Annotated in this window: 20 protein-coding genes; 11 read left to right on the top strand and 9 right to left on the bottom strand. The window is 72.7% G+C overall.

The features are described from left to right. Nucleotides 1-48: 48 nt before the first annotated feature. Together ACWIX7_RS13115 and ACWIX7_RS13120 are read left to right on the top strand one after the other, a co-directional pair. Nucleotides 49-1,812: a trypsin-like peptidase domain-containing protein gene (locus ACWIX7_RS13115; RefSeq protein WP_448621971.1), complete on the top strand. Its 1,764-nt coding sequence runs from the start codon at nt 49-51 to the stop codon at nt 1,810-1,812. Nucleotides 1,813-1,827: 15 nt separating this feature from the next. Beyond that, on the top strand, nt 1,828-3,627 hold the full coding sequence (locus tag ACWIX7_RS13120) for a serine/threonine-protein kinase (protein ID WP_448621972.1): 1,800 nt from the start codon (nt 1,828-1,830) through the stop codon (nt 3,625-3,627). Here ACWIX7_RS13120 and ACWIX7_RS13125 read toward each other — a convergent pair. From ACWIX7_RS13125 to ACWIX7_RS13135, 3 genes are read right to left on the bottom strand one after another with little or no spacing between them, the layout of a single operon-like run. Then, entirely contained in the window at nt 3,617-4,981 is a 1,365-nt protein-coding gene (locus ACWIX7_RS13125; protein ID WP_448621973.1) for a phosphotransferase family protein, read from the bottom strand. The genes ACWIX7_RS13120 and ACWIX7_RS13125 overlap by 11 nt on opposite strands. Next, nucleotides 4,978-5,805 carry an ATP-grasp domain-containing protein gene (locus ACWIX7_RS13130; RefSeq protein ID WP_448621974.1) on the bottom strand — a complete coding sequence of 276 codons (828 nt, stop codon included), beginning with the start codon at nt 5,803-5,805 and terminating at the stop codon, nt 4,978-4,980. The genes ACWIX7_RS13125 and ACWIX7_RS13130 overlap by 4 nt, the downstream gene beginning before the upstream one ends. Next, nucleotides 5,802-6,776, bottom strand: a complete 975-nt coding sequence (locus ACWIX7_RS13135) for an ATP-grasp domain-containing protein (protein ID WP_448621975.1) — start codon at nt 6,774-6,776, stop codon at nt 5,802-5,804. Before ACWIX7_RS13135 ends, ACWIX7_RS13130 begins: the two co-directional genes overlap by 4 nt. 285 nt (nt 6,777-7,061) lie before the next feature. Between ACWIX7_RS13135 and ACWIX7_RS13140 the strand changes: the two genes are divergently transcribed. Further along, on the top strand, nt 7,062-7,925 hold the full coding sequence (locus ACWIX7_RS13140) for a glycerophosphodiester phosphodiesterase (RefSeq protein WP_448621976.1): 864 nt from the start codon (nt 7,062-7,064) through the stop codon (nt 7,923-7,925). Between the two features lie 75 nt (nt 7,926-8,000). On the opposite strand, the gene ACWIX7_RS13145 is transcribed toward ACWIX7_RS13140, so the two are convergent. Beyond that, on the bottom strand, nt 8,001-9,080 hold the full coding sequence (locus ACWIX7_RS13145; RefSeq protein WP_448621964.1) for an inositol-3-phosphate synthase: 1,080 nt from the start codon (nt 9,078-9,080) through the stop codon (nt 8,001-8,003). A gap of 115 nt (nt 9,081-9,195) precedes the next feature. After that, nucleotides 9,196-9,822 carry a PadR family transcriptional regulator gene (locus ACWIX7_RS13150; protein WP_448621977.1) on the bottom strand — a complete coding sequence of 209 codons (627 nt, stop codon included), beginning with the start codon at nt 9,820-9,822 and terminating at the stop codon, nt 9,196-9,198. Between the two features lie 235 nt (nt 9,823-10,057). On the opposite strand from ACWIX7_RS13150, the gene ACWIX7_RS13155 reads away from it, so the two are divergent. The 3 genes from ACWIX7_RS13155 to ACWIX7_RS13165 all read left to right on the top strand — a co-directional run bounded on the left by ACWIX7_RS13155 (nt 10,058) and on the right by ACWIX7_RS13165 (nt 14,633). After that, a complete protein-coding gene (locus tag ACWIX7_RS13155; protein ID WP_448621978.1) occupies nt 10,058-10,471 on the top strand; it encodes a DUF5318 family protein in 414 nt (137 codons plus the stop codon). A 169-nt stretch (nt 10,472-10,640) separates the two neighbouring features. Next, complete coding sequence (locus ACWIX7_RS13160; RefSeq protein WP_448621979.1) at nt 10,641-13,085, top strand: transglycosylase domain-containing protein; 2,445 nt, start codon at nt 10,641-10,643, stop codon at nt 13,083-13,085. Between the two features lie 24 nt (nt 13,086-13,109). After that, nucleotides 13,110-14,633 (top strand): glycosyltransferase family 87 protein, encoded by a 1,524-nt coding sequence (locus ACWIX7_RS13165; RefSeq protein WP_448621980.1) that lies wholly within the window; start codon nt 13,110-13,112, stop codon nt 14,631-14,633. A 54-nt stretch (nt 14,634-14,687) separates the two neighbouring features. On the opposite strand, the gene ACWIX7_RS13170 is transcribed toward ACWIX7_RS13165, so the two are convergent. Then, on the bottom strand, nt 14,688-15,512 hold the full coding sequence (locus ACWIX7_RS13170) for a deoxyribonuclease IV (RefSeq protein ID WP_448621981.1): 825 nt from the start codon (nt 15,510-15,512) through the stop codon (nt 14,688-14,690). A 264-nt stretch (nt 15,513-15,776) separates the two neighbouring features. Between ACWIX7_RS13170 and rpsF the strand changes: the two genes are divergently transcribed. From rpsF to rplI, 4 genes are all read left to right on the top strand, one after another. Then, the gene (gene rpsF, locus ACWIX7_RS13175; protein ID WP_448621982.1) at nt 15,777-16,064 is read left to right on the top strand and encodes a 30S ribosomal protein S6; all 288 of its coding nucleotides are present in this window, start codon (nt 15,777-15,779) and stop codon (nt 16,062-16,064) included. Nucleotides 16,065-16,066: 2 nt separating this feature from the next. Further along, the gene (locus ACWIX7_RS13180; RefSeq protein WP_012951017.1) at nt 16,067-16,546 is read left to right on the top strand and encodes a single-stranded DNA-binding protein; all 480 of its coding nucleotides are present in this window, start codon (nt 16,067-16,069) and stop codon (nt 16,544-16,546) included. Nucleotides 16,547-16,638: 92 nt separating this feature from the next. Continuing rightward, a complete protein-coding gene (gene rpsR / locus ACWIX7_RS13185) occupies nt 16,639-16,875 on the top strand; it encodes a 30S ribosomal protein S18 (RefSeq protein WP_073422051.1) in 237 nt (78 codons plus the stop codon). Between the two features lie 2 nt (nt 16,876-16,877). Then, nucleotides 16,878-17,333, top strand: a complete 456-nt coding sequence (gene rplI, locus ACWIX7_RS13190; RefSeq protein ID WP_448621983.1) for a 50S ribosomal protein L9 — start codon at nt 16,878-16,880, stop codon at nt 17,331-17,333. 132 nt (nt 17,334-17,465) lie between these two features. On the opposite strand, the gene ACWIX7_RS13195 is transcribed toward rplI, so the two are convergent. Next, nucleotides 17,466-17,771, bottom strand: a complete 306-nt coding sequence (locus tag ACWIX7_RS13195) for a RidA family protein (protein WP_448621984.1) — start codon at nt 17,769-17,771, stop codon at nt 17,466-17,468. Nucleotides 17,772-18,156: 385 nt separating this feature from the next. On the opposite strand from ACWIX7_RS13195, the gene dnaB reads away from it, so the two are divergent. Further along, the gene (gene dnaB / locus ACWIX7_RS13200; protein WP_448621985.1) at nt 18,157-19,746 is read left to right on the top strand and encodes a replicative DNA helicase; all 1,590 of its coding nucleotides are present in this window, start codon (nt 18,157-18,159) and stop codon (nt 19,744-19,746) included. A 150-nt stretch (nt 19,747-19,896) separates the two neighbouring features. On the opposite strand, the gene ACWIX7_RS13205 is transcribed toward dnaB, so the two are convergent. Then, complete coding sequence (locus ACWIX7_RS13205; protein WP_448621986.1) at nt 19,897-20,361, bottom strand: hypothetical protein; 465 nt, start codon at nt 20,359-20,361, stop codon at nt 19,897-19,899. Between the two features lie 235 nt (nt 20,362-20,596). Further along, nucleotides 20,597-20,797 carry a hypothetical protein gene (locus tag ACWIX7_RS13210; RefSeq protein WP_448621987.1) on the bottom strand — a complete coding sequence of 67 codons (201 nt, stop codon included), beginning with the start codon at nt 20,795-20,797 and terminating at the stop codon, nt 20,597-20,599. Nucleotides 20,798-20,832 lie beyond the last annotated feature (35 nt).

Raw genomic sequence — 20,832 nt, forward strand, 5'->3', positions numbered from 1 at the left:
GCCCGATCTGGGTGGCTTCCCCACTGCCATGGGCCACACGGAGTGCACATGACTGCTCACCGTCGCCGAATCCTCTTCGTCGTCGCTCTCGCCGCCGCTTTGTCGCTGCCCGCGGTGCCGGCCGGCGCGCACGAGCACCCCACGCCCACCGAGCGGGCTGCACCCGGTGTCGTATACGTGGAGGCGCGGGCCAAGGTCGAGGTCGCCCTGGTGGAGCACCTGCTGAGCGACCCCGGGGGCATACACATCCGGATCATCCAGAGCACCTCGACCCCGGTGCTCGCCACCGCCAGCGGGTTCGTGGTCGAGTCGACCGGGACGATCGTCACCACGGGTGCGATCACGCAGAACGACCTCGACCGGGCGCGGGTCTACGCGATCAACGAGGCCTTCGTGAAACGGTACGGGGACCAGGCGCCCCTAGGCGGCGACCTCTTCACCGAGCAGCGGGTCGGCGACCCCGCGAGCCGGCTCCAGCAGCGGCTGGAGGCCTGCTACCCGCCGCACCGCACCAACGACGCCGGGGGATGTGTCGTCACGGTCGAGCCGACCTACGTCGTCTACCCCCACGTCACCTCCCAGGAGGAGTACGGGCAGCTGCCGGCCGAGCTGCTGCAGAGCAGCACGCCGGACGTCGCGGTGCTCCGGGTCCGGGGAGCCAGCGGCATGCCGACGGTGCCCCTCGGCGAGTCCACGGCGGGGGCGTACATGCTCGCGGGCCTCGGGTTCACGGGCGTCCCGAACGGTGCCGACCCGCCGCGGTCGGTCAACGCCCACCTGGCCGAGCCCGGGGGGACCCGGCTGAAGACCGAGAACCTGGACGAGAAGGAGTACAAGGCGAACGTCGACATGGCCGCCGCACTGCCGGCCGGGATGCTCGGCGGCCCGCTCGTCGCCGAGCAGGGCCAGGTCGTCGGCTTCCTCGTGCCGGACGCGGACTCCGGACCCCCGCCGGCCGCGCCCGGCCGGCTCGTCGACGCCGGTGCGATCCGCGGCGTCCTGTCCGCGGAGGGGATCACGCCCCGCCAGGGACCGGTGGACACCAGCTACGAGGCGGCGATGCACGCGTTCAAGAACGGGGGGTTCGCCGCCTCCATCCCCAGCCTGAGGGCGACCCTCGACCTCTTCCCCGGCCACGCCCTTGCTGCCGCCAACCTCGCCGTGGCCGAGCAGAACGTCGCTGCAGGGACACCGGGGCCGGCGCCTCCGGCCCCTCCCGCCGACTCGGCGGGCACCGGGAGTGCGACCAGCTTCCCCTGGGCGGTCGTGCTGCTCGTGCTGCTGCTGCTCGCGGTCGTCGCCGTGCTGGTCCTGCGCCGGCGGCGCCACGCCTCAGCCCCGGGCAGCGGGACCCCGTTGCCGGGGATGCCGAGGCCCAGAGCAGGGGCGGCCGGGTACGGGGAGGGCCAGACCGACCCGTCCGACCCGTCGGGGACCGGACGCCGAGAGCGGCAGGCGGCGCCCAGCGTGGCCTCCGGCTCGGGCTCCGGCACCGGGACCGGTTCGGTGGTCGTCGTCGAGAGCGACGAGTCGAGGCCGGGCGCGGCGCCGTCCACCAACCGGGGCGAGCCGACTCCCTCGGGGTCTGCACCGTCCAGGCCGGTCACCCGGCACGGCCAGGCAGGCGCTGGCGGTGACGGCTCCCATCGGGCGTCACGCGCCTTCGCCGAGCCGACGCCGGTGCCCTCGACCCGTCGCGGGGCCGCGTCCCAGCCGACCGCGGAGGACCGGCCCACGTTCTGCACCTCGTGCGGGGTCCGCCTCGCGCCCCAGCACCGGTACTGCGGCCGGTGCGGCCAACCAGCAGGGTAAGCGGAGCGGAGGATCATGCCGATCCAGCAACCAGGCACCCTGGTCGCGGGTTACCGGATCGAGTCCCTCATCGGCCGTGGCGGCATGGCGGTGGTGTACCGGGCGGAGGACATGCGCCTGGGCCGGAAGGTGGCGCTGAAGCTGCTGTCTCCGCAGCTGGCCGACACCGAGCAGTTCCGGCAGCGGTTCATCAGGGAGTCGCGGCTGGCCGCATCGCTGGACCACCCGAACATCGTGCCCATCTACGAGGCCGGAGAAGCCGACGAGCAGCTCTTCATCGCGATGCGCTACGTGGTGGGGAGCGACCTGAAAGGTGTGCTGGCGGAGGAGGGCGGCCGGCTGCCGGTGGATCGGACGCTGCGGTTGTTCGGTCAGATCGGGGATGCGCTGGACTCCGCCCATCGGGCCGGGCTGGTGCACCGGGACGTCAAGCCGGGCAACATCCTGGTCACGGCGGGCCAGGAGCAGCCCCGTTCCGCACGCGGTGATCACGTGTACCTGACGGACTTCGGCCTCACCAAGCGCGCCTCCGAGCTGTCGGGCGGGCTGACCGGCACGGGGCACTTCCTCGGCACCGTCGACTACGTCTCTCCCGAGCAGATCCAGGGCAGACCGGTGGGACCCGGCACCGACATCTACGCGCTGAGCTGTGTGCTCTACGAGTGCCTGACCGGGCAGCTGCCCTTCCGCCGGGACGACGACACCGCGCTGCTCTGGGCACACCTGGTGGAGGCGCCCCCGCCGGTCACGGGTGCCCGTCCGGAGCTGCCCGCAGCGGTCAACGCCGTGGTGGCGCGGGCCATGGCCAAGGACCCCGCGGACCGGTACGAGTCGTGCCAGGAGTTTCTCGGGGAGCTCGAGCTGGCCCTCGACGTGTCCGCCCCGGTCTCCCCCACCGGAGGTCGGCCGACCCGGGACGGCGGAGGGGTCGGCGCCGAGGCCACGTCCGACAACTCCTCAGCGGAACCCGGCACGGTCACTGACGAGGTGCTCGGCCGGAGCGAGCACCCGTCCTTCCCGTCCGGCTCGATCGTGCGGTTCCCGCCCCCTGCGGGTGCCTCGCGCGACACCGTCCTGCCGGTAGGCCACGAGCCCGACCCCGAGGAGTTCTCCGAGTCCTACCCGGACGACGAGGCCGGCTCGGACCACTCGGACGGGGGGCAGGGACCACGAGGGTCGCGCCCTGCACCGCGGGCGCCGAGGCGCCGATGGGGGCTCGTGGCCCTCGTCGCGGTCGCCGCCGTGCTCGTCGCCGTGGCCGCACTGGCCGTGCGTGCTTGGCTGCCGGAGGACTACCGGAGGTACACCAGCGACCTGACCGTGGTCCCGTTCCGGCTCGACCACCCCGCAGACTGGGACTCGAGGGCGGGACCGGCCAGCGACATCCTCCTGGGACCCGACCCGGCCGCAGCCACCGGCCTGTTCTTCAACAAGGACTGGACGAGCACGGCGGCGACCGTGCGGGCCGGCTCAGCCGACGCCGTCTGGCTGTACGTGTACAGCTTGGCCTCCCCGTTCGACACCTCCTCGCCCGAGGCGCTCGAGCAGCAGCTCGGATGGCTGCTGCCCCCGGTCACACAGTTCGAGCCGACGCACCGCCAGGTCGCGGTGGCCGGCGTCATGGCCGATGAGAGGGAGGCCGTCATCTCCAACCCGCAGGACCCGCGGACCCAGCTGCGGGCGCTGGTGGACGTCGTCCAGCCACCTGGTGCCGGAGGAACGGTCCTCCTCGCGTTCGCCGCTCCTCCGGACAGCTTCGAGGACCACCGGCCCACGTTCGAGCGGATCCGGGACTCCCTCGTGATCACCGGCTGACCGGCGTCCCGGGATCCTCGACGGACGCCAGCGAGCGGGAGACCTCGTCGAGCACCGCGGCCACCTCCCCGGCTCGTGGGCTGTGCAGCCGGTTGACCCGGCGCGCCGCGATCTTGAGGAGGAGCGCGGCCTCGAACACGGGGGCACGCCCGGCGATGCCCGCACAGGTCGTCGCGGACTCCCCGCGCTCGGCGAGGCAGCGGAGGTACGTCGAGAGGAAGGCGTCGGCGGCCACCTCGAACCACGCCCGCCGACCGGCTCTGTGGTGCCAGAGCCCGGCAGGCCGCAGGTAGGCGAGGAAGTAGCCGACGTCGAGGGCCGGGTCGGCCAGGCAGAACTGGTCGAAGTCGACGAGGAACACGGCACCGTCCCGGGCCAGCAGCTGACTGGGCTTGTAGCTGCCGTGCCCGGGGCGGAGGGTGTCCGCCGGGAGACCAGCCAGGGCGGTGCACAACGCGCCGGTGACCCGGCGGACCTCCGGGGCGAGCTCGGGCACGTACTGCTCGAGCAGCCGCACGCGCTTGGCCGCCTTCCCGGCCTCGTCGGCTCCCGTGCGCCGCCTCAGGCCGCCGGTGTCCAGGCCGCTGGTGTGTAACTCCGCGAGGGCCCGGGCCGCCCGGCGGACCACGTCGAGCGCCTCCGCGGACCCGAGGTGGACGACGTCCAGGCCGGAGCGCGCGGGCACGGGGTCGCGGCTGCTCCCGAGGTCCTCGGTCAGCGCCAGGGCCAGCCCGGGCACGACGCCGACAGGCCGGGCGGTCCAGGCGGCCGCTGCCTGGGCGTGCAGCCGGGCGAGGAGGTCCGTGGCGGCCTGAGCCTCGCTCAGCTCCCGGTACAGCTTGGCGACCAGGGTGCACGTCCTCGCGGCGGTGTCCGCTCCCTGGGCGCTCCCCGGGTCGCCGAAGCGCAGCCGGTAGCGGATCACGCACCGGTCCCCGGGCTTGTACCGCACGGGCTCGGCGACGACGTCCAGCAGGTGCCAGTCGGATGGCACGTCGTGAACCTGTCGGGAAGCCGACTCCAGGGCCAAGGCGAGGGGGCGGTGCTCGGACGGCGCCATGACGGTGTCCAGGTCCGGCAGCTGTGGATCGTCCGGGAACTGGTGGACCGCGGGGCCGGAGGAGCCCGTCGGAGCGTCGGGCGCCTCGAGGAGGGACCGTTCGTCGACGGTGACGGTGTAGATGTCCCCGAGCTGATCCGGGCCGAAGACCGCGACGAGCCCACGTCCGGGCTTGCGACGCAGGTATCGCAGCGGGGGCCGGGCCCGGGCTGTGCCCTGCCGGGCGAGGTAGGCGTCGAGCGCCTCCGTCGCGCCGATCACCCTGGGTCTCGCCGGCCCGGTCTGTGTGCTCATGCCGCCACCGTCCTCGTGGCCGTCCTGACGGTCGAGAGGAAGCGGAGCAGGGAGGCCGCGGGCTCGCGTGCGCCGCGGAACCCGGGGAAGGGGTTGACGTCCACCGCCACCGGCCGCCCCCCGCTGATCAGCAGGTCGACGCCGTACAGCTGCAGCCCCAGGGCCGCCCCGGCGTCCCGCGCGGTCCGGGTCCAGTCCGCCGGGAGGTCCGCCGGGTCCAGCAACTCGTCGGAGTTCTTGTCGGTGGACTCCAGCGCGCTGCGTCGACGTGCCGCGGACAGACTCGCGCCAATCACCCACACCTTGATGTCGAACCCGTCGTTGGCGGCGAATTCCTGGGCCACGACCGGCTCGTCGCCCCACTCGGGCAGCAGCTCGACGAGCTCCGTCGGGTCGGCCACCAGGCGTACGAGGTCACGGCGCGAGCTGGTGCGGCTCTTGACGACCAGGGGCCACGGCAGCGCCGCTCCGTCCGCGGCCAGGTCGCGCAAGGCGGGGACGAACCAGGTGCGGGGGGCCGGGACGCCGGCGCGGTCCAGGGCCTCCGCCGTGGCGGCGCGGTCCAGCGCCGCGGCGGTCGCGGCCGCGGGGTTCACCACCAGGCTGCCGGCGCGCTCCGCACTCTGCGCGACCCGCCTCGCCTCCGGGGAGCGGGACTTGAGGAGGACGACGTCCGGCGGCGCCGGCAGGCCGCGGTCCCGGCCGTACCCCGCGGGGAGGGTCCGGGAGTCGTGGACCGCGACCTCGTGCTGGCGAGCCAGGACGTCCATGACGGCGGTGAGGACGGGGTTCGGGGACGACTCGACGAGCAGGTGGATCCTCATGCCGTGGCCTCCAGGAGAGGAGCGAGGGGCGCAAAGGTGGGGCGGAGGCGGGTGCAGGCGCCGGACGTGGCGCGGCGCCTGGTCACACGCAGCACGGTGCGCGCCAGCCGCCAGGCCGCCTCGGGGACCATGCCGAAGCTGGGGAAGTCATTGACGTCCAGGACGACCGGGCCGTCCGGGGTCTCGACGACGTCGAGGCCGTAGATGTCCAGCCGGAACGCCCGGCCGACCGCGAGGGCCAGCGACCGCAGCTCGGGGGTGACGGGGATGGGCTCCTCGACGACATCGGCGCCGGGGTGCAGCGGCGAGCGGCGCACCGCGGCGAACACCTCGTCGCCGGTGTTGTACAGCTTGAGGTCGTAGCCGGGGTTCGGCAGGTACGGCTGCGCGAGCAGGTGGCCGCTGTCCTCGAGGTCCAGCTGCGAGAGCTCGCTGGGGGTGTCCACCCGGAGCACCTGCTCGCAGGAGCTGCCGTTGTTGGGCTTGACCACTAGGGGGTACGCGCTCGGCGGGATCTGGTGGAGCAGGGCCGAGCGGGACGCGAAGTAGGTCCTCGGGAAGGGGATGCCGGCGGCGCGGGCACGCACGGCGGCGACGGCCTTGTCCCGTGCCAGCCGGATCGCCCGGTGGTCGTTGACCGTGGTGATCCCGGCGGCCGCAGCGGCCTCGAGCAGGCTCAGGCCCGGGCCGGAGGAGACGGTCTTCAGGACGAACGCGTCGTATCCCGTGGAGTCCGACGGGAGGACGTCCCAGAGGTCCGCCACCGCGGCGTTCGGCCGCAGCACGTCCACGTGGTGTCCCCAGGACCGCAGCACGTCCGCGACGGCGCCCGGCATCACGTCGTTCTCGTACTTCTCCTCGACGATGAAGCACAGCCGTGCGGGCGAGGTCAGCACCGCCGCGCCGGCCGCCGTCCTGACCGGGGAGATGCCGGTCCTCGTCCCCGTGATCCGCCTGGTCGACCTGGTCATCCTCTGCCACCCCTTGGATCCCCGGCCGGCGCTCGGCCTGACACGACTCTGGGTCCGGGAAGGGCCGCGACGTAGGCATCCCAGGACTGGGGGAGCGCCGTTCCGGGTGTGCGCCTCTCCCACCAAGGTGAGCACCGCTCGGCCTGCGCGAAAGCGGGGCCACCAAGGTCTACAGGAGCAACACCTCGTGAGGTCCCCCCTCACCCCTGCAGTGGCTACCGAGGCACCTCACCGCGACGAAGGCTCTCGCTGACGGATCCCCCAGGCAGGTAGACGAGGTCGGCGATGGACGAGAACCACGGCCTTCACCGGCACGGCCGGGAGGTGGTCGCCGTACCGGAGGACGTCCTCGTGCCTCCGGTACGGGAGAGCGACCGGGTCCGGGTTGTCGGACACCGAGGGTCACCGGCCCCGGGGTGCCCGGAGAACTCCGTGGCAGCCGTGACCGAGGCCCTGCGCCAGGGTGCGGACGGGGTCGAGGTCGACGTGCGGCTCACCGCGGACGACACGCTCGTCTGCGCCCACGACCCGGTCGTGCTCACCCGGACCGGGACACGTCGGGACGTGGCGGCCAGCGTGAGCGGCGACCTGCTCGGCGTCGCCGGCCGGAACTCGCTCGCGACGCTGGCCGAGGTGCTCGCTGCAGCGCAGCAGCACGTCGGCTCCGAGGTCGTCGTGGAGGCCAAGCCGGTGACCGACGTCACCGTCGCGGCACGGACCGCGCACGCCCTGGCTGACGTGCTCGGCGCCACCGCAGGAGGCGCCGAGGTCACCGTCTCGTCCTTCGACCCCGCCCTGCTCGCGGTGATCCGCAGGATCTGCGTGGACCTGCCCGTGCGGACCGCACTGCTCGGCGACACGTGGACGCGGACCGCCGCGGTCGTGTGGCGCGCCCACGAGGACGGGCACGACCAGGTGCATCTCCCGCTGGTCGGTGTCCGGCGTGCGCCGCAGGCGGTGGGGACGGCGCGGTGGCTCGGCCTGCCTGTGACGCTCTGGACGGTCGACCGACCTCGCGACCTGCGCTGGGCAGCCGACCTCGGCGTGGATGCCGTGATCACCGACGACGTGCCGGGCGCACGGAGGGAACTGCACCGGGCCGCACCCGGGGAGCCGGCCGGGGCCGTCCCGGCGGCCGCCGCCTCCTGACGCACGTCACCCCCTTCTCCTCCCGGTGCGCGCACCGGGAGGAGACGGGGTGAGCTGTGGGGTGGGCGGGGTCCTTCAGCGGTCGACGTCACCCCGGATGAAGGCCTCGACGGCGTCGCGGGCCTGGCTGTCGCTGTACTGCACCGGCGGGCTCTTCATGAAGTAGGACGACGCGGAGAGGATCGGGCCGCCGATCCCGCGGTCCTTGGCGATCTTCGCGGCGCGGACGGCGTCGATGATGATGCCGGCCGAGTTCGGGGAGTCCCAGACCTCGAGCTTGTACTCCAGGTTCAGCGGGACGTCGCCGAACGCGCGGCCCTCGAGGCGCACGTAGGCCCACTTGCGGTCGGTCAGCCACGGCACGTGGTCCGACGGGCCGATGTGCACGTTGTCGGTGCCCATGTCCCGGTCGACCTGGCTGGTGACGGCCTGGGTCTTGGAGATCTTCTTGGACTCCAGGCGCTCGCGCTCGAGCATGTTCTTGAAGTCCATGTTGCCGCCGACGTTGAGCTGCATGGTGCGGTCGAGCTGCACGCCGCGGTCCTCGAAGAGCTTGGCCAGCACGCGGTGGGTGATGGTGGCGCCCACCTGCGACTTGATGTCGTCGCCGACGATCGGCACCCCGGCCGCGGTGAACTTGTCGGCCCACTCCTGGGTGCCGGCGATGAACACCGGCAGCGCGTTGACGAAGGCCACGCCGGCGTCCAGGGCGCACTGGGCGTAGAACTCGGCGGCCTGCTGCGACCCGACGGGCAGGTAGCAGACCAGCACGTCGGCGCCGGACGCGCGCAGCGCCGCGACGACGTCCACCGGCTCCTCGTCGGACTCCTCGATCGTCGCCCGGTAGTACGTGCCGAGGCCGTCGAGGGTGGTGCCGCGCTGCACGGTCACGCCCAGCGGCGGGACGTCGCAGATGGTGATGGTGTTGTTCTCGCTGGCGACGATGGCCTCGGAGAGGTCGCGGCCGACCTTCTTGGCGTCGACGTCGAACGCCGCGACGAACTGCACGTCGGCGACGTGGTAGTCGCCGAAGCGGACGTGCATCAGGCCCGGCACCGGCGTGGTCTCGTCGGCGTCGCGGTAGTAGTGGACACCCTGCACGAGCGAGGCGGCGCAGTTGCCGACACCGACGATGGCGACCTTGACGGATCCCATGGGTTCTCCTTCTTCTTCACAGACCGGATGCGGTCGGTGGACACGGACCGCGCACGGTCCTGCTGGGGGCGGCGGGCGCGGAGCTCTCCCACCGGGGATGTCGGGGACGGACCGCTCAGGGCTGCGGCGGCGTCTCGTCCGGAGGTGCCGGGGGGTCCCCGGGGTCGGCGCCGTCGGCTCGGCGCCGCTGGTTCTCGTCCAGCTCGCGGTCGATGAGCTCGGCCAGCCAGCGGACCTCGCGGTCGACCGAGTCCAGACCGTGGCGCTGCAGCTCGAGGGTGTAGCGGTCCAGCCGCTCGCGGGTCCGGCTCAGCGAGGCCCGCAGGCCCTCGCGCTGCCGCTCGACGGTGCGGCGGCGGCCCTCGAGGACCCGCAGCCGCACGTCGGCGGCGGTGTGCCGGAAGAACGCCAGGCGGACGCCGAAGAGCCCGCCGTCGTCGTACGCCTCCGGACCGGCCTGGCTCACCAGCTCGTGGAAGCGCTCCTTGCCCTCGGCGGTGATCGTGTAGACCACCTTGCCCCGCCGGCCGGTCAGCGGTGGTGCGTCCGCCGGCAGGAGGGCGCGCCGGTCCGGCTCGTCGGTGGTGACGTAGCCGGCCGCGTGCAACCGCTTGAGCGCGGGGTACAGCGACCCGTAGGAGATGCTGCGCAGACCGCCGAGGACCTGGGCCAGCTGTTTGCGCAGCTCGTAGCCGTGCATCGGCGACTGGTGCAGCAGACCGAGGATGGCGAACTCGAGCACGTCGCCTCCCTCGCCGTCCTGCGGATCGATGTATCGGGACGATACATCAAGGCCCCCTTGCCCCACCGCTCGCACGCTCGCGGCGGGACCCTGCACGGGGGCCGGGGTCCTCTGTGCAGCGGGGCCGTGCCATCCGGGCACCAGGCTCGGCGCGAGCTCCTGGAGGTGGGCCGGATGACGGTGTCGATGTCGGCGGGGGCCTGCCGGTGTCCCCGCCGGTGCGTACATTGGCGCCGTGCCCGGACGTCGATCCGTCGTGGACTACTCGCTGCAGCGGCGAGCCGTCCTCGCCGACGTGTACGCCGGCCGCACGGGTCTGTTCGAGGTCTGCGACGCCAGTCCGTACCTCACCCGGGCGGCGAAGTACCACGGCGAGGCGACCGACGTCGTGTGCCCGGTCTGCCGCAAGGTGGAGCTCACGCTGGTGAGCTACGTCTACGGCGAGCACCTCGGCCCCACGGCCGGCCAGGCGAAGACGCAGGCCGAGCTCGCCCGGATGGACGGAGCCCAGGAGGAGTTCTCCGTCTACGCCGTCCAGGTGTGCCGCGGCTGCGGGTGGAACCACCTGGACTGCTCGTACGTCCTCGGGGCCGAGCCGGACCCGGGTCGCCAGCCGCGGCGCACGCGTCGGCGGGCGGCCACCGAGTAGTAGTACGCGTCACACGGGGAACACGGGGTGCCCCGCGTGGTCGTTGATACACCTGGGCGTCGCTGCGCCGCGGGTCGTCCTCGCTCGCACAGCAGAAGACGCCACCCTGGGTGCTGGATGCGTCACGTCCTGTGCGCCCACCGAGACCCGAACCAGAGAGGGGCCCTGCGTGCCTCCCCACGACGAGACCTCACCGGTCGGGCCGCGCAGCGGCTCGGTCCGCCGTCCGCCGTCCGGCCGCACCGCCGGTGGCAGCGGCGGAGGCGGGCGTCCGCCCGCCGGACGCGGTGGCCGCCCACCGGCCGGCCGCGGGGGCCGGACGACGGCGTCCCGCTCCGGCCCGGCCGCGAAGGGCGCCCGACCCGCCGGCAAGGCCGTGCGCACCAGGAAGCAGCGCCGCAGTCGCCGGCTGAAGGCCCTCGGCGCCGCGTTCGCGGGCATGCTCGTGCTGCTCGGCGTCTTCGTGGGTGTCGTCTACGCGACGACCGAGGTGCCCGACCCGAGCTCGGTGCAGAACGCGCAGACGACGGTCGTGTACTACGCCGACGGCACCACCGAGATGGCGCGGCTGGGCGTGGACGGGGGCAACCGCACCAACGTCGACCTGACCGAGGTCTCCGAACCGGCCCGCGAGGCGATGCTCGCCGCGGAGAACCGCAGCTTCTACTCCGACCCGGGGATCTCCTTCACCGGCATCGTGCGCGCCGCGTGGAACAACCTCACCGGCGGCTCGACGCAGGGTGGTTCGACCATCACCCAGCAGTACGTGAAGAACGCCTTCCTGACCTCGGAGCAGACGTTCAGCCGGAAGTTCCAGGAGCTGTTCCTCGCCGTCAAGCTCGACAACGAGTACGCGAAGGACGACATCCTCGAGAACTACCTCAACACCATCTACTTCGGCCGCGGTGCCTACGGCATCGAGTCCGCCGCCAACACCTACTTCGGTGTGCCGGCCAGCCAGCTGACCGCCCAGCAGGGCGCGGTGCTCGCCGTCCTGGTCCGCAGCCCCTCGACCTACGACCCCGAGTCCAACCCCGAGGGCTCGTTGGACCGCTGGGGCCTGGTGCTCGACGCGATGGTCGACGAGGGCTGGCTGACCGAGCAGGAGCGGCAGGCCTCGGTCTTCCCGCCGGTGCTGCCGCGGACCGGCTCCAACCTGGGCATCCCCGACGGGCCGGAGGGCCTGGTCGTCCAGCGCGCCATCGCCGAGCTGGAGGCCAAGGGTTACGACGAGCAGCAGATCCGGGCCGGCGGCCTGCGGATCACGACCACGGTCGACAAGCGCTACCAGGACGCCGCCATCTCCGCCGTCGACGACGTGATGGACGGCCAGCCGGCGAACCTGCGCGAGGCGCTGGTGTCCATCGACCCGAACACCGGTGCCGTGCGGGCCTACTACGGCGGTCCGATCGGCGCCGGCGACGGCGCCGTGGACTACGCGCAGGCGCTGCGCCAGCCCGGCTCGTCGGTCAAGCCCTACGTGCTGGCCACCGCGCTGGAGGACGGCATCAGCGTCAACGCCCGGCGCGACGGCTCCTCGCCGCAGGAGTTCCCGGACCGCCCGGGCCTGCCGGTCCGCAACTCCGGCGGCGCCTCGTGCGGGTCCTGCACGCTCATGGAGGCGCTGACCCGCTCGCTGAACACCACCTACTACGGGCTGGCCTACGAGGTCGGCGCGGACCGGGTGCGGCAGAACATCCTCGAGGCCACCGGGCTGCCGGAGGCCTGGCCGGACGAGCCGGCCTACGGGGTGCTCGCCGGCAGCAACACGCTGGCCGACCCGCAGACCGGCGGGACCGGCGCCTCGATCGGCATCGGCCAGTACGAGATGCGCCCGATCGACCAGGCGCACGGCTTCGCCACCCTGGCCACCGGCGTCGAGCACGAGCCGTACTTCGTCGCCCGCGTGACCGACAGCGAGGGCGCGGTCCTGCTCGACTACGACGGTGACGCCGGCGACCAGGTCTTCGAGGCGAACGTCGTCAACGACGTCACCTACGCGATGACCGACGTCGCCGCCCACTCGCGGCGCTCGCTCGACGGTGGCCGCGAGGTGGCCAGCAAGACCGGCACGCAGGGTCAGGGCGAGGACAACTCCGACGCCTGGATGGTGGGCTTCACGCCGTCGATCTCCACCGCGGTGTGGATGGGCAACGACTCGCCGGCCCAGCCGATCGAGGACGTCAACGGCCGGATCATCTACGGCTCGGGCCTGCCGGGCGCCATCTGGCAGGAGTTCATGGACGAGGTGCTGGACGGGACGCCGGAGGAGGACCTGCCCGACCGCGCGCTGATCCGCGGCGACACCGGCAACGGCGTGCCCGCGCCGCAGACGGAGACGCGGACCCAGGCGCCGACCCAGGTCACGACCCAGCCGACGGAGCAGGCCGAGCCCACCCAGACGCCGACCCCGACCCCGACGCCGTCGACCCCGGTCACCCCGAGCACGCCGTCGACCGCGCCGACCGAGACCGAGACCGAGACCCAGTCGCCCCCGCGGCAGACGGGCGGGTCCACCCCGACGTTCGTCCCGGGCAACACCCCCGCCCAGCCCCCGAACGGCAACGGCACCGCCACCGGCACCGGCGCCGACGGTCAGCAGCGGGGCGGCTGACCCCCGGCGGGCAGACTGACCCGCATGAGCACGATCCCCACGGGCCCGTCCGCACCAGCGGACGGGCCCGCGGCGTCCGGCATGGCGTCCCCGGCCCCGGACGGCCGCCCCGACCGCGTCGTCCCCAGCTGGACCGACCCGGTGGTGGCGCAGGCCAGCGAGGCGGTGGGCGGACCCTGGGGTCGCCACGCGGTCGTCGGTCAGGCGCCGTTCTGGACCCCGCTGCGGGTCTGCCTGCTGTTCGCCTCGACCGTGCTGGCGTTCGCCTGGCTCAAGCAGGCACCCTGCGCCGACGGCAACTGGACCGGATCGCTGCAGTACACCCACCTGTGCTACTCCGACCCCGTCCCGCTCTTCGGCCTCTACCGCCAGGGCGAGGGAGCGCTGCCCTACCTCGACGCGCGGGTGGAGTACCCGGTCCTCACCGGCGCGGTCATGGCGCTCGCCGCGCTGCTCTCGGGCTGGTACGACCGGCTGGCCGCCACGGTCGGCGTCCTCCCGGCGGTCCCACCGGTGGAGAGCTACACCGTCGTCACGGCGCTGCTGATGTCGCTGTGCGCGCTGGTGGTGGTGCGCGCCGTCCTGCCGCTGACCGGCCGGCGGCCGTGGGACACCGCGATGGTGGCGCTCTCACCGGTGCTGCTGGTCTACGCCTTCAACAACTGGGACCTGCTGGCCGTCGCCCTCGCCACCCTCGGGATGTGGGCGTGGGCCCGGCAGCGGCCGGTGCTCGCCGGAGTGCTGCTCGGGCTCGGCGTGGCCGCCAAGCTCTACCCCGTCCTCGTGCTGGGCGCGCTGTTCCTGCTGTGCCTGCGGGCCGGTCTGCTGCGGACCTGGCTGCGGACGGCGCTGGCGGCGGCCGGGGCCTGGCTGGCGGTCGACCTGCCGGTGGCCCTCCTGGCGCCGGAGAACTGGGGCTGGTTCTTCTCCTTCAGCCGGCAGCGCCCGGCCAACCCCGAGTCGATCTGGAACATCCTGCTCACGGTCACCGACAACCGGGTGCTCGACGGGCCGCTCGCCGAGGGCGAGACCCCCTCGGTGCTCAACGCGGTGGTGACCGTGCTGCTGCTCGCGCTCGCCGCCTGGGTCGCCTGGCTGGTGCTCACCGCCCCGGTGCGGCCGCGGGTGGCACAGGTGGCCTTCCTGCTGGTGGCCGGCTTCCTGCTGCTCAACAAGGTCTACAGCCCGCAGTACGCGCTGTGGCTGCTGCCCCTGGCGGTCCTCGCCCGGCCGCGGTGGCGCTCGCTGCTGGTCTGGCAGGTCAGCGAGGTCCTGGTGTGGGTGCTGACGATGCTCTACTACCTGGGCACCGAGAACCGCGGCGTCGAGGTGGAGTGGTTCTTCACCGCGGTCCTGGTCCGCGACGCCGTCCTGGTGGCGCTCGTGGTGCTCGTCGCCCGCGAGGTGCGGCGGCCGGACGACGACGTCGTCCGCACCAGCTGGCCCGGCGTCGACGACCCCGCCGGCGGTGTGCTCGACGGAGCCCCGGACGTGGTCACACTGCCATCCTCCGGATCGCACCGCGGCCAGGTGCCGTCCCCCCGGTGAGCTGAGCCGCTGCCGAGTGCCCAGCCCCGTGCTCCACGTGGAACACGGGCCCGGTCACCCCAGGGCACCCCGGAGCAGGGTGATCTCCTCGGCGTGGCTGGCCGCGTCACCCGGGGTCTCCAGGACGACGGGGCAGTCCGCCGCCCGGGCCACCTGCACCAGCAGCTCGGTCGGGATCTCCCCCTCGGTCAGCGGGGCGTGCCGGTCGCGGCTGGAGCCCTGCGGGTCGCGGCTGTTGTTCAGGTGCACCAGGTCGACGCGGCCGGTGACCGCCCGGACGTCGTCCACCGCGGTCGCCAGGTCCCACCCGGCGGCCCACGCGTGGCAGGTGTCGAGCACGAAGCCGGCCCCGAACTCGCCGATGGCGTCCCACAGCCGGGCGAGGGCGTCGAGGTCGCGGGCCATGGCGTTGCCGCCGCCGGCGGTGTTCTCGATGAGCAGCGGGACGGGGAAGCCGCCCTCCTCGGCCTGCCGGGAGAACGTCTTGCGCCAGTTGTCGACGCCGGCGGCCGGGTCGTCGGTCCCGAGCACGTGACCGCCGTGCACGACCATGCCGCGGGCGCCGATGGCCGCGGCGACCTGGGCGTGCTGGCCGAGTGTCTTGCGGCTGGGGATGCGGATGCGGTTGTTCGTCGACGCCACGTTGAGGACGTAGGGCGCGTGCACGACGAGGAACAGGTCCGCGGCGCGGTCACCCGAGAGGGCGGACTGCTGGTCGGCGGACAGCCGCGGTGCCTTCCACCCCTGCGGGTCGCCCAGGAAGACCTGCACGCCGTCGGCGTCCATCTCCGCGGCCCGGGCCAGCGGGCCGCCGTTCTCCATCCCGCCGTCCTGGGTCAGTCCTGGGCCGACGTGTACGCCGATCGGGTGAGCTGCCACGTGCCCGACCCTAGGAGGACCGCCCGCTCCCCGTCGCTCGCACGCTCGCGCCAGGCCCCGTCCCGGGTCCCGCCCCGAGCGTGCGAGGGGTGAGGAGGACGGGGTCCTTCTGCCTGCAGGGGGCCGGCGGGCCGGTCGGCGCTGGTACGCTGGTCGGAGCGCGTTCCACCGGTGGCTGTCACCGGGTGGGGCGCGCGACGCGTGTACGACCCTCCTGCTGCAGATCGACTGCAGCCGCCCAGACCAGAGGAGGTGGGGTTCTCCGTGCGTCACTACGAACTGATGGTCATCCTCGACCCCGAACTGGAGGAGCGCACGATCGCTCCCTCCCTCGACCGGTTCCTCACCGTCGTCACCAACTCCGGTGGCACCGTGAAGACCGAGATCTGGGGCCGCCGCCGGCTGGCCTACGAGATCAAGAAGCAGGTCGAGGGCATCTACGCCATCGTCGACATCCAGGCCACGCCCGCCGCGGTGGCCGAGCTCGACCGGCAGCTGAACCTCAACGAGTCGGTCCTGCGCACGAAGCTGATGCGGCCCGAGGTCCACTGACCATGGCCGGCGAGACCGTCATCACCGTCATCGGCAACCTGACGTCGGACCCGGAGCTGCGCTTCACGCCCTCCGGTGCCGCGGTCGCCAACTTCACCGTGGCCTCGACGCCGCGGACCTTCGACCGTCAGTCGCAGGAGTGGAAGGACGGCGAGGCGCTCTTCCTGCGCTGCAACGTCTGGCGGCAGGCGGCGGAGAACGTCGCCGAGTCGCTGACCCGCGGATCGCGGGTGATCGTCTCCGGCCGGCTCAAGCAGCGGTCGTTCGAGACCAAGGAAGGCGAGAAGCGCACCGTCGTCGAGCTCGAGGTCGACGAGATCGGCCCCTCGCTCCGCTACGCCACCGCGAAGGTCACCAAGGCCTCGCGCGGTGAGGGTGGCGGTGGCTTCGGCGGCGGTGGCGGTGGCGGTTTCGGTGGTGGCGGCGGGTCCAGCGACCCCTGGTCGACCCCGGCCCCGCCGTCCGACGAGCCGCCCTTCTGAGAAAGGACCCCCTCGCCCCCCGCGCCTCGCTCCGCTCGGCGCGGGCCCCTGCGAGGGGGCCCGTTCCCTCCCCTCACGTCCTGGAGAACCCAGTGCCCAAGCCCCCTGTTCGCAAGCCCAAGAAGAAGGTCTGCCAGTTCTGCAAGGACAAGGCGACCTACATCGACTACAAGGACACGACCCTGCTGCGGAAGTTCATCTCCGACCGCGGCAAGATCCGTGCCCGCCGCGTGAGCGGCAACTGCAGCCAGCACCAGCGGGACGTCGCCACAGCCGTCAAGAACAGCCGTGAGATGGCCCTGCTGCCCTACACCTCCACGGCGCGCTGACGATGAGCACCCAGAAGCTGATCCTGACGCAGGAGGTCACCGGTCTCGGGTCCTCCGGTGACACCGTGGAGGTCAAGGGCGGCTACGCCCGCAACTACCTCCTGCCCCGCGGCCTGGCCATCGTCGCCACCCGCGGTGCCGAGAAGCAGGTCGAGTCGCTGCGCCGTGCGCGTGCCGCCCGCGAGGTGCGCTCGCACGAGGAGGCGCAGGCCGTGGCCGGGCGCCTGTCGGGCATGACCGTCCGGGTGCCGGCCCGCGCCGGTGCGGGTGGCCGCCTGTTCGGCCGCATCACCACCGCCGACGTGGTCAACGCCGTGACCGCCGCCGGTGGCCCCCAGCTCGACCGGCGCCGGGTGGAGCTGCCCAGCAGCATCAAGACCACCGGCCAGCACACGGTGACCGTGCGGGTGCACCCCGAGGTCACCTCGCAGCTGACCATCGAGGTCGTCCCCGGCTGAGGGAGGACCCCGTCCTCCCCACCCTCCGCAGGCTCAGGGGCGGGGCCCGGGACGGGGCCGCACGTCGACGTGCAGTGCCCGCGAGGGGCGTCGGACTCCGGTCCGGCGCCCCTCGCGGCGTCGTGGGGCCGGTCAGCCGACCGCGGTGGCCTCGATCTCCACCATCAGGTCCGGGAAGGCCAGGCGAGTGACGCCGACGAGCGTGCTCGTGGGCCGCACGCCGGCTGCGGTGGACCGCTCGGACAGACCCTGCCAGGCGCCCAGCATCGCGTCGACGTCCGTGGTGAACACGGTCATGCGGACGACGTCGGCGAGTGTCATCCCGGCCTCCCCGAGCACGGTCTCGAGGTTGTCCACCGCGAGCGAGACCTGAGCGGCGAGGTCGCCGGCGTGCTGCGGTGTGCCGTCGGCGTCCACGGCGGCCTGCCCGGAGAGCACGAGGACGCGGTCGCGCCCTCCACCAGCTGCGCCTGGTCGAACCCGTATCCGAGCGACCACGGCCAGGGGTTCACGGACGTGCGGGTGGCGGTCATCGGTCATCCCTCCTGGCCCGCCGGCGCATCGACGGCCGGCGGGACGACGTCCCTTGGTGGACCTCCGCCGGGCGGGCGTGGGCCTGTGGACGTGTGACCGCTGGGGCGGCTGCGGCCAGGCCCTCGACACGCCGGACGTCGACACCCGGATTTCTCGCAGATTTCTCCCGTCCACACCCGGTGGGTCGTCCCTGTGCAGGTCAGGGGCGGGATACGGGGGGCGGCGTCGCGGCGTCCCCTGCTGTCTCCACATGTCGACACGGCTGTGTCCACCGACTTGTCCACAAGTTGTGCAGAAGCGCGTGCACACCGGTGTTGGACTGGTCCGTCCGCACTTCCTAACGTCCTCCACGGCTGCTGTCGGGGAGGAACTGTCGGTCCCCCGCGGTAGCAATGACCCGAACGCACGTTCGAGTCAGGTGTGCAGCGTTCTGGTGCTTCCCCCACCAGGCCCCGGCGATCCCGCCGGGGCCTGTGCGTGGGTGCGCCGTGAGTGGATGGAGGACCCCGTGGCGGTGGCCGACGACTTCGAGCGCCCGTCCCCGACGGCGCCGGCGTACGACCGGCAGCCGCCGCAGGACGTCGCGGCGGAGCAGTCGGTGCTTGGTGGCATGCTGCTGAGCAAGGACGCGATCGCCGACGTCGTCGAGGTGTTGCACGGCAACGACTTCTACCGGCCGGCGCACCAGGTGATCTACGACTGCATCCTCGACCTGTACGGGCGGGGCGAGCCGGCCGACGCGATCACCGTCGCCGCCGAGCTGAACCGCACCGACCAGCTGTCGAAGATGGGTGGCGCGGTCTACCTGCACACCCTGATCCAGTCGACGCCGACGGCGGCCAACGCCGGCTACTACGCCGCCATCGTCGCCGAGCAGGCGGTGCTGCGGCGACTGGTCGAGGCCGGCACCCGCGTCGTCCAGCTGGGCTACGGGGCGGCCGGAGGCAAGGGCGACGTCGACGACATCGTCGACCGCGCCCAGCAGGAGATCTACGACGTCACCGAGAAGCGCATGAGCGAGGACTACTCGCGCCTCGAGGACGTCCTGCAGCCGACGATGGACGAGCTGGACGCCATCGCCTCCCGCGGCGGCACCGCCCGCGGCGTGCCCACCGGCATCCGCGATCTCGACGAGTTGACCAATGGTCTCCAGGCGGGCCAGATGGTCGTCATCGCGGCTCGTCCTGGTGTTGGTAAATCGACGCTGGGATTGGACATTGCGCGATCTGCAACTGTCAAACACCATCAGGCGACGGTGATCTTCTCGCTCGAGATGAGCAAGCACGAGATCACCATGCGTCTGCTGTCGGCCGAGGCGAAGGTGCCGCTGCACCACATGCGTGCCGGCACGCTGTCCGACGAGGACTGGTCGAAGCTGGCCCGCCGGATGGGTGAGATCGCCGACGCACCGCTCTACATCGACGACTCGCCGAACATGACGATGATGGAGATCCGGGCGAAGGCGCGGCGGCTCAAGCAGCGCAACGACCTCAAGCTCGTGGTCATCGACTACCTCCAGCTGATGACGTCGGGAAAGCGCGTCGAGAGCCGTCAGCAGGAGGTCTCGGAGTTCTCCCGTGCGCTCAAGCTGCTGGCCAAGGAACTCGAGGTCCCGGTCATCGCGATGTCGCAGCTGAACCGCGGGTCCGAGCAGCGCCAGGACAAGAAGCCGATGCTCTCCGACCTCCGCGAATCGGGTTCGATCGAGCAGGACGCCGACATGGTCATGATGATCCACCGCGAGGACATGTACGAGAAGGAATCACCGCGGGCCGGCGAGGCCGACATCATGCTGGTGAAGCACCGCAACGGCCCGACCGCGAACGTCACGGTCGCCTTCCAGGGGCACTATAGCCGCTTCGTGGACATGGCGAACTGACCCGAGCAGTGAACGCCGGAGGCCCGGGACGCACGTCGTCCCGGGCCTCCGGCGTTCACCGCACCCCCGGCTGCCGGTGCGGCACCCGTGGTTCGTCCCGGCCCCCCGTGCTCGTCGAGCGCCGCGGTGTTCCTCGTGGAGCACGCCGGCTCAGCTGACCGGGACCCGCGCCAGGCTCTGCGCCCGCACCCGCAGCTCACCGCGGGCGACGTTCACCGTGCCGGTCAAGCCGAACACGGTCGCGTTGAGCGCCTGCAGCCCGGGCGCCGCGGTGCGCAGGTCGACCGCACCGTGCATCGGGATCTCCGCGTCGGGCCAGGTGAAGGCCGGGGCCGCGATCGCCTCGAGCGGCGGCATCGGCCCTGGCGGCGTCAGGTACCCGTGCACCCGGGTGCTGACCGTCCGCCCGCCCTCGCCCGAGAAGACCTGCCGGACGTCCATGACCCCGACGCCGTCCCGGCGCAGGAGGAGGTAGTCGACGCCGTCGACGGTGTCCCCGGTCAACGGGCCCTCGGTGATCGTCCCCTGGTAGTGGGCGTCCAGCCGCAGCCCTTCCGGCACCAGCCCGATCGGGACCACCCGGGTCATCGTGGCCTCGAAGGCGTAACCGTCCACGCGTTGCTCCCCTCGCTCGGCAAGGCAGCCACGTCAGCGGCGCGGACGAGAGGACGACAGGGCCGTGGGACCCGGTGTGCGGGCTTGCACCACCCAACGGGGTCGCACGATGACGGAGGGTGGGCGGGTCGCGATCAGGCGGGCACGTCCGCAGCGGGCTGCGCGGTCGACCGGACGCTCCAGCACGGCGACGCGGGAGGTGACGTCGACGTCGGTGGACAGCGAGCTCGGTTCCTCAGGAGCCAGCCCGGTGAGCGGCGACTCGCACAGCAGTCCGGGGTCCATGGCGGTCCGTCCCGGCCAGGCGGTAGGGGTGCCGGGTCTGCACCCCGGCGCCGTACTGGACGATCAGCCGGGCCAGCCGGTCGCCGGCGATGAGGATGACGCGGGCGTTGATGGTCGCCGCCACCGAGCGCTCGGGCTCGGCGTCCGACACCGGAGGCCTCCCGGGTCCCGCGTCAAACTGTCACG

This window comes from Geodermatophilus sp. URMC 65, from assembly GCF_053502545.1.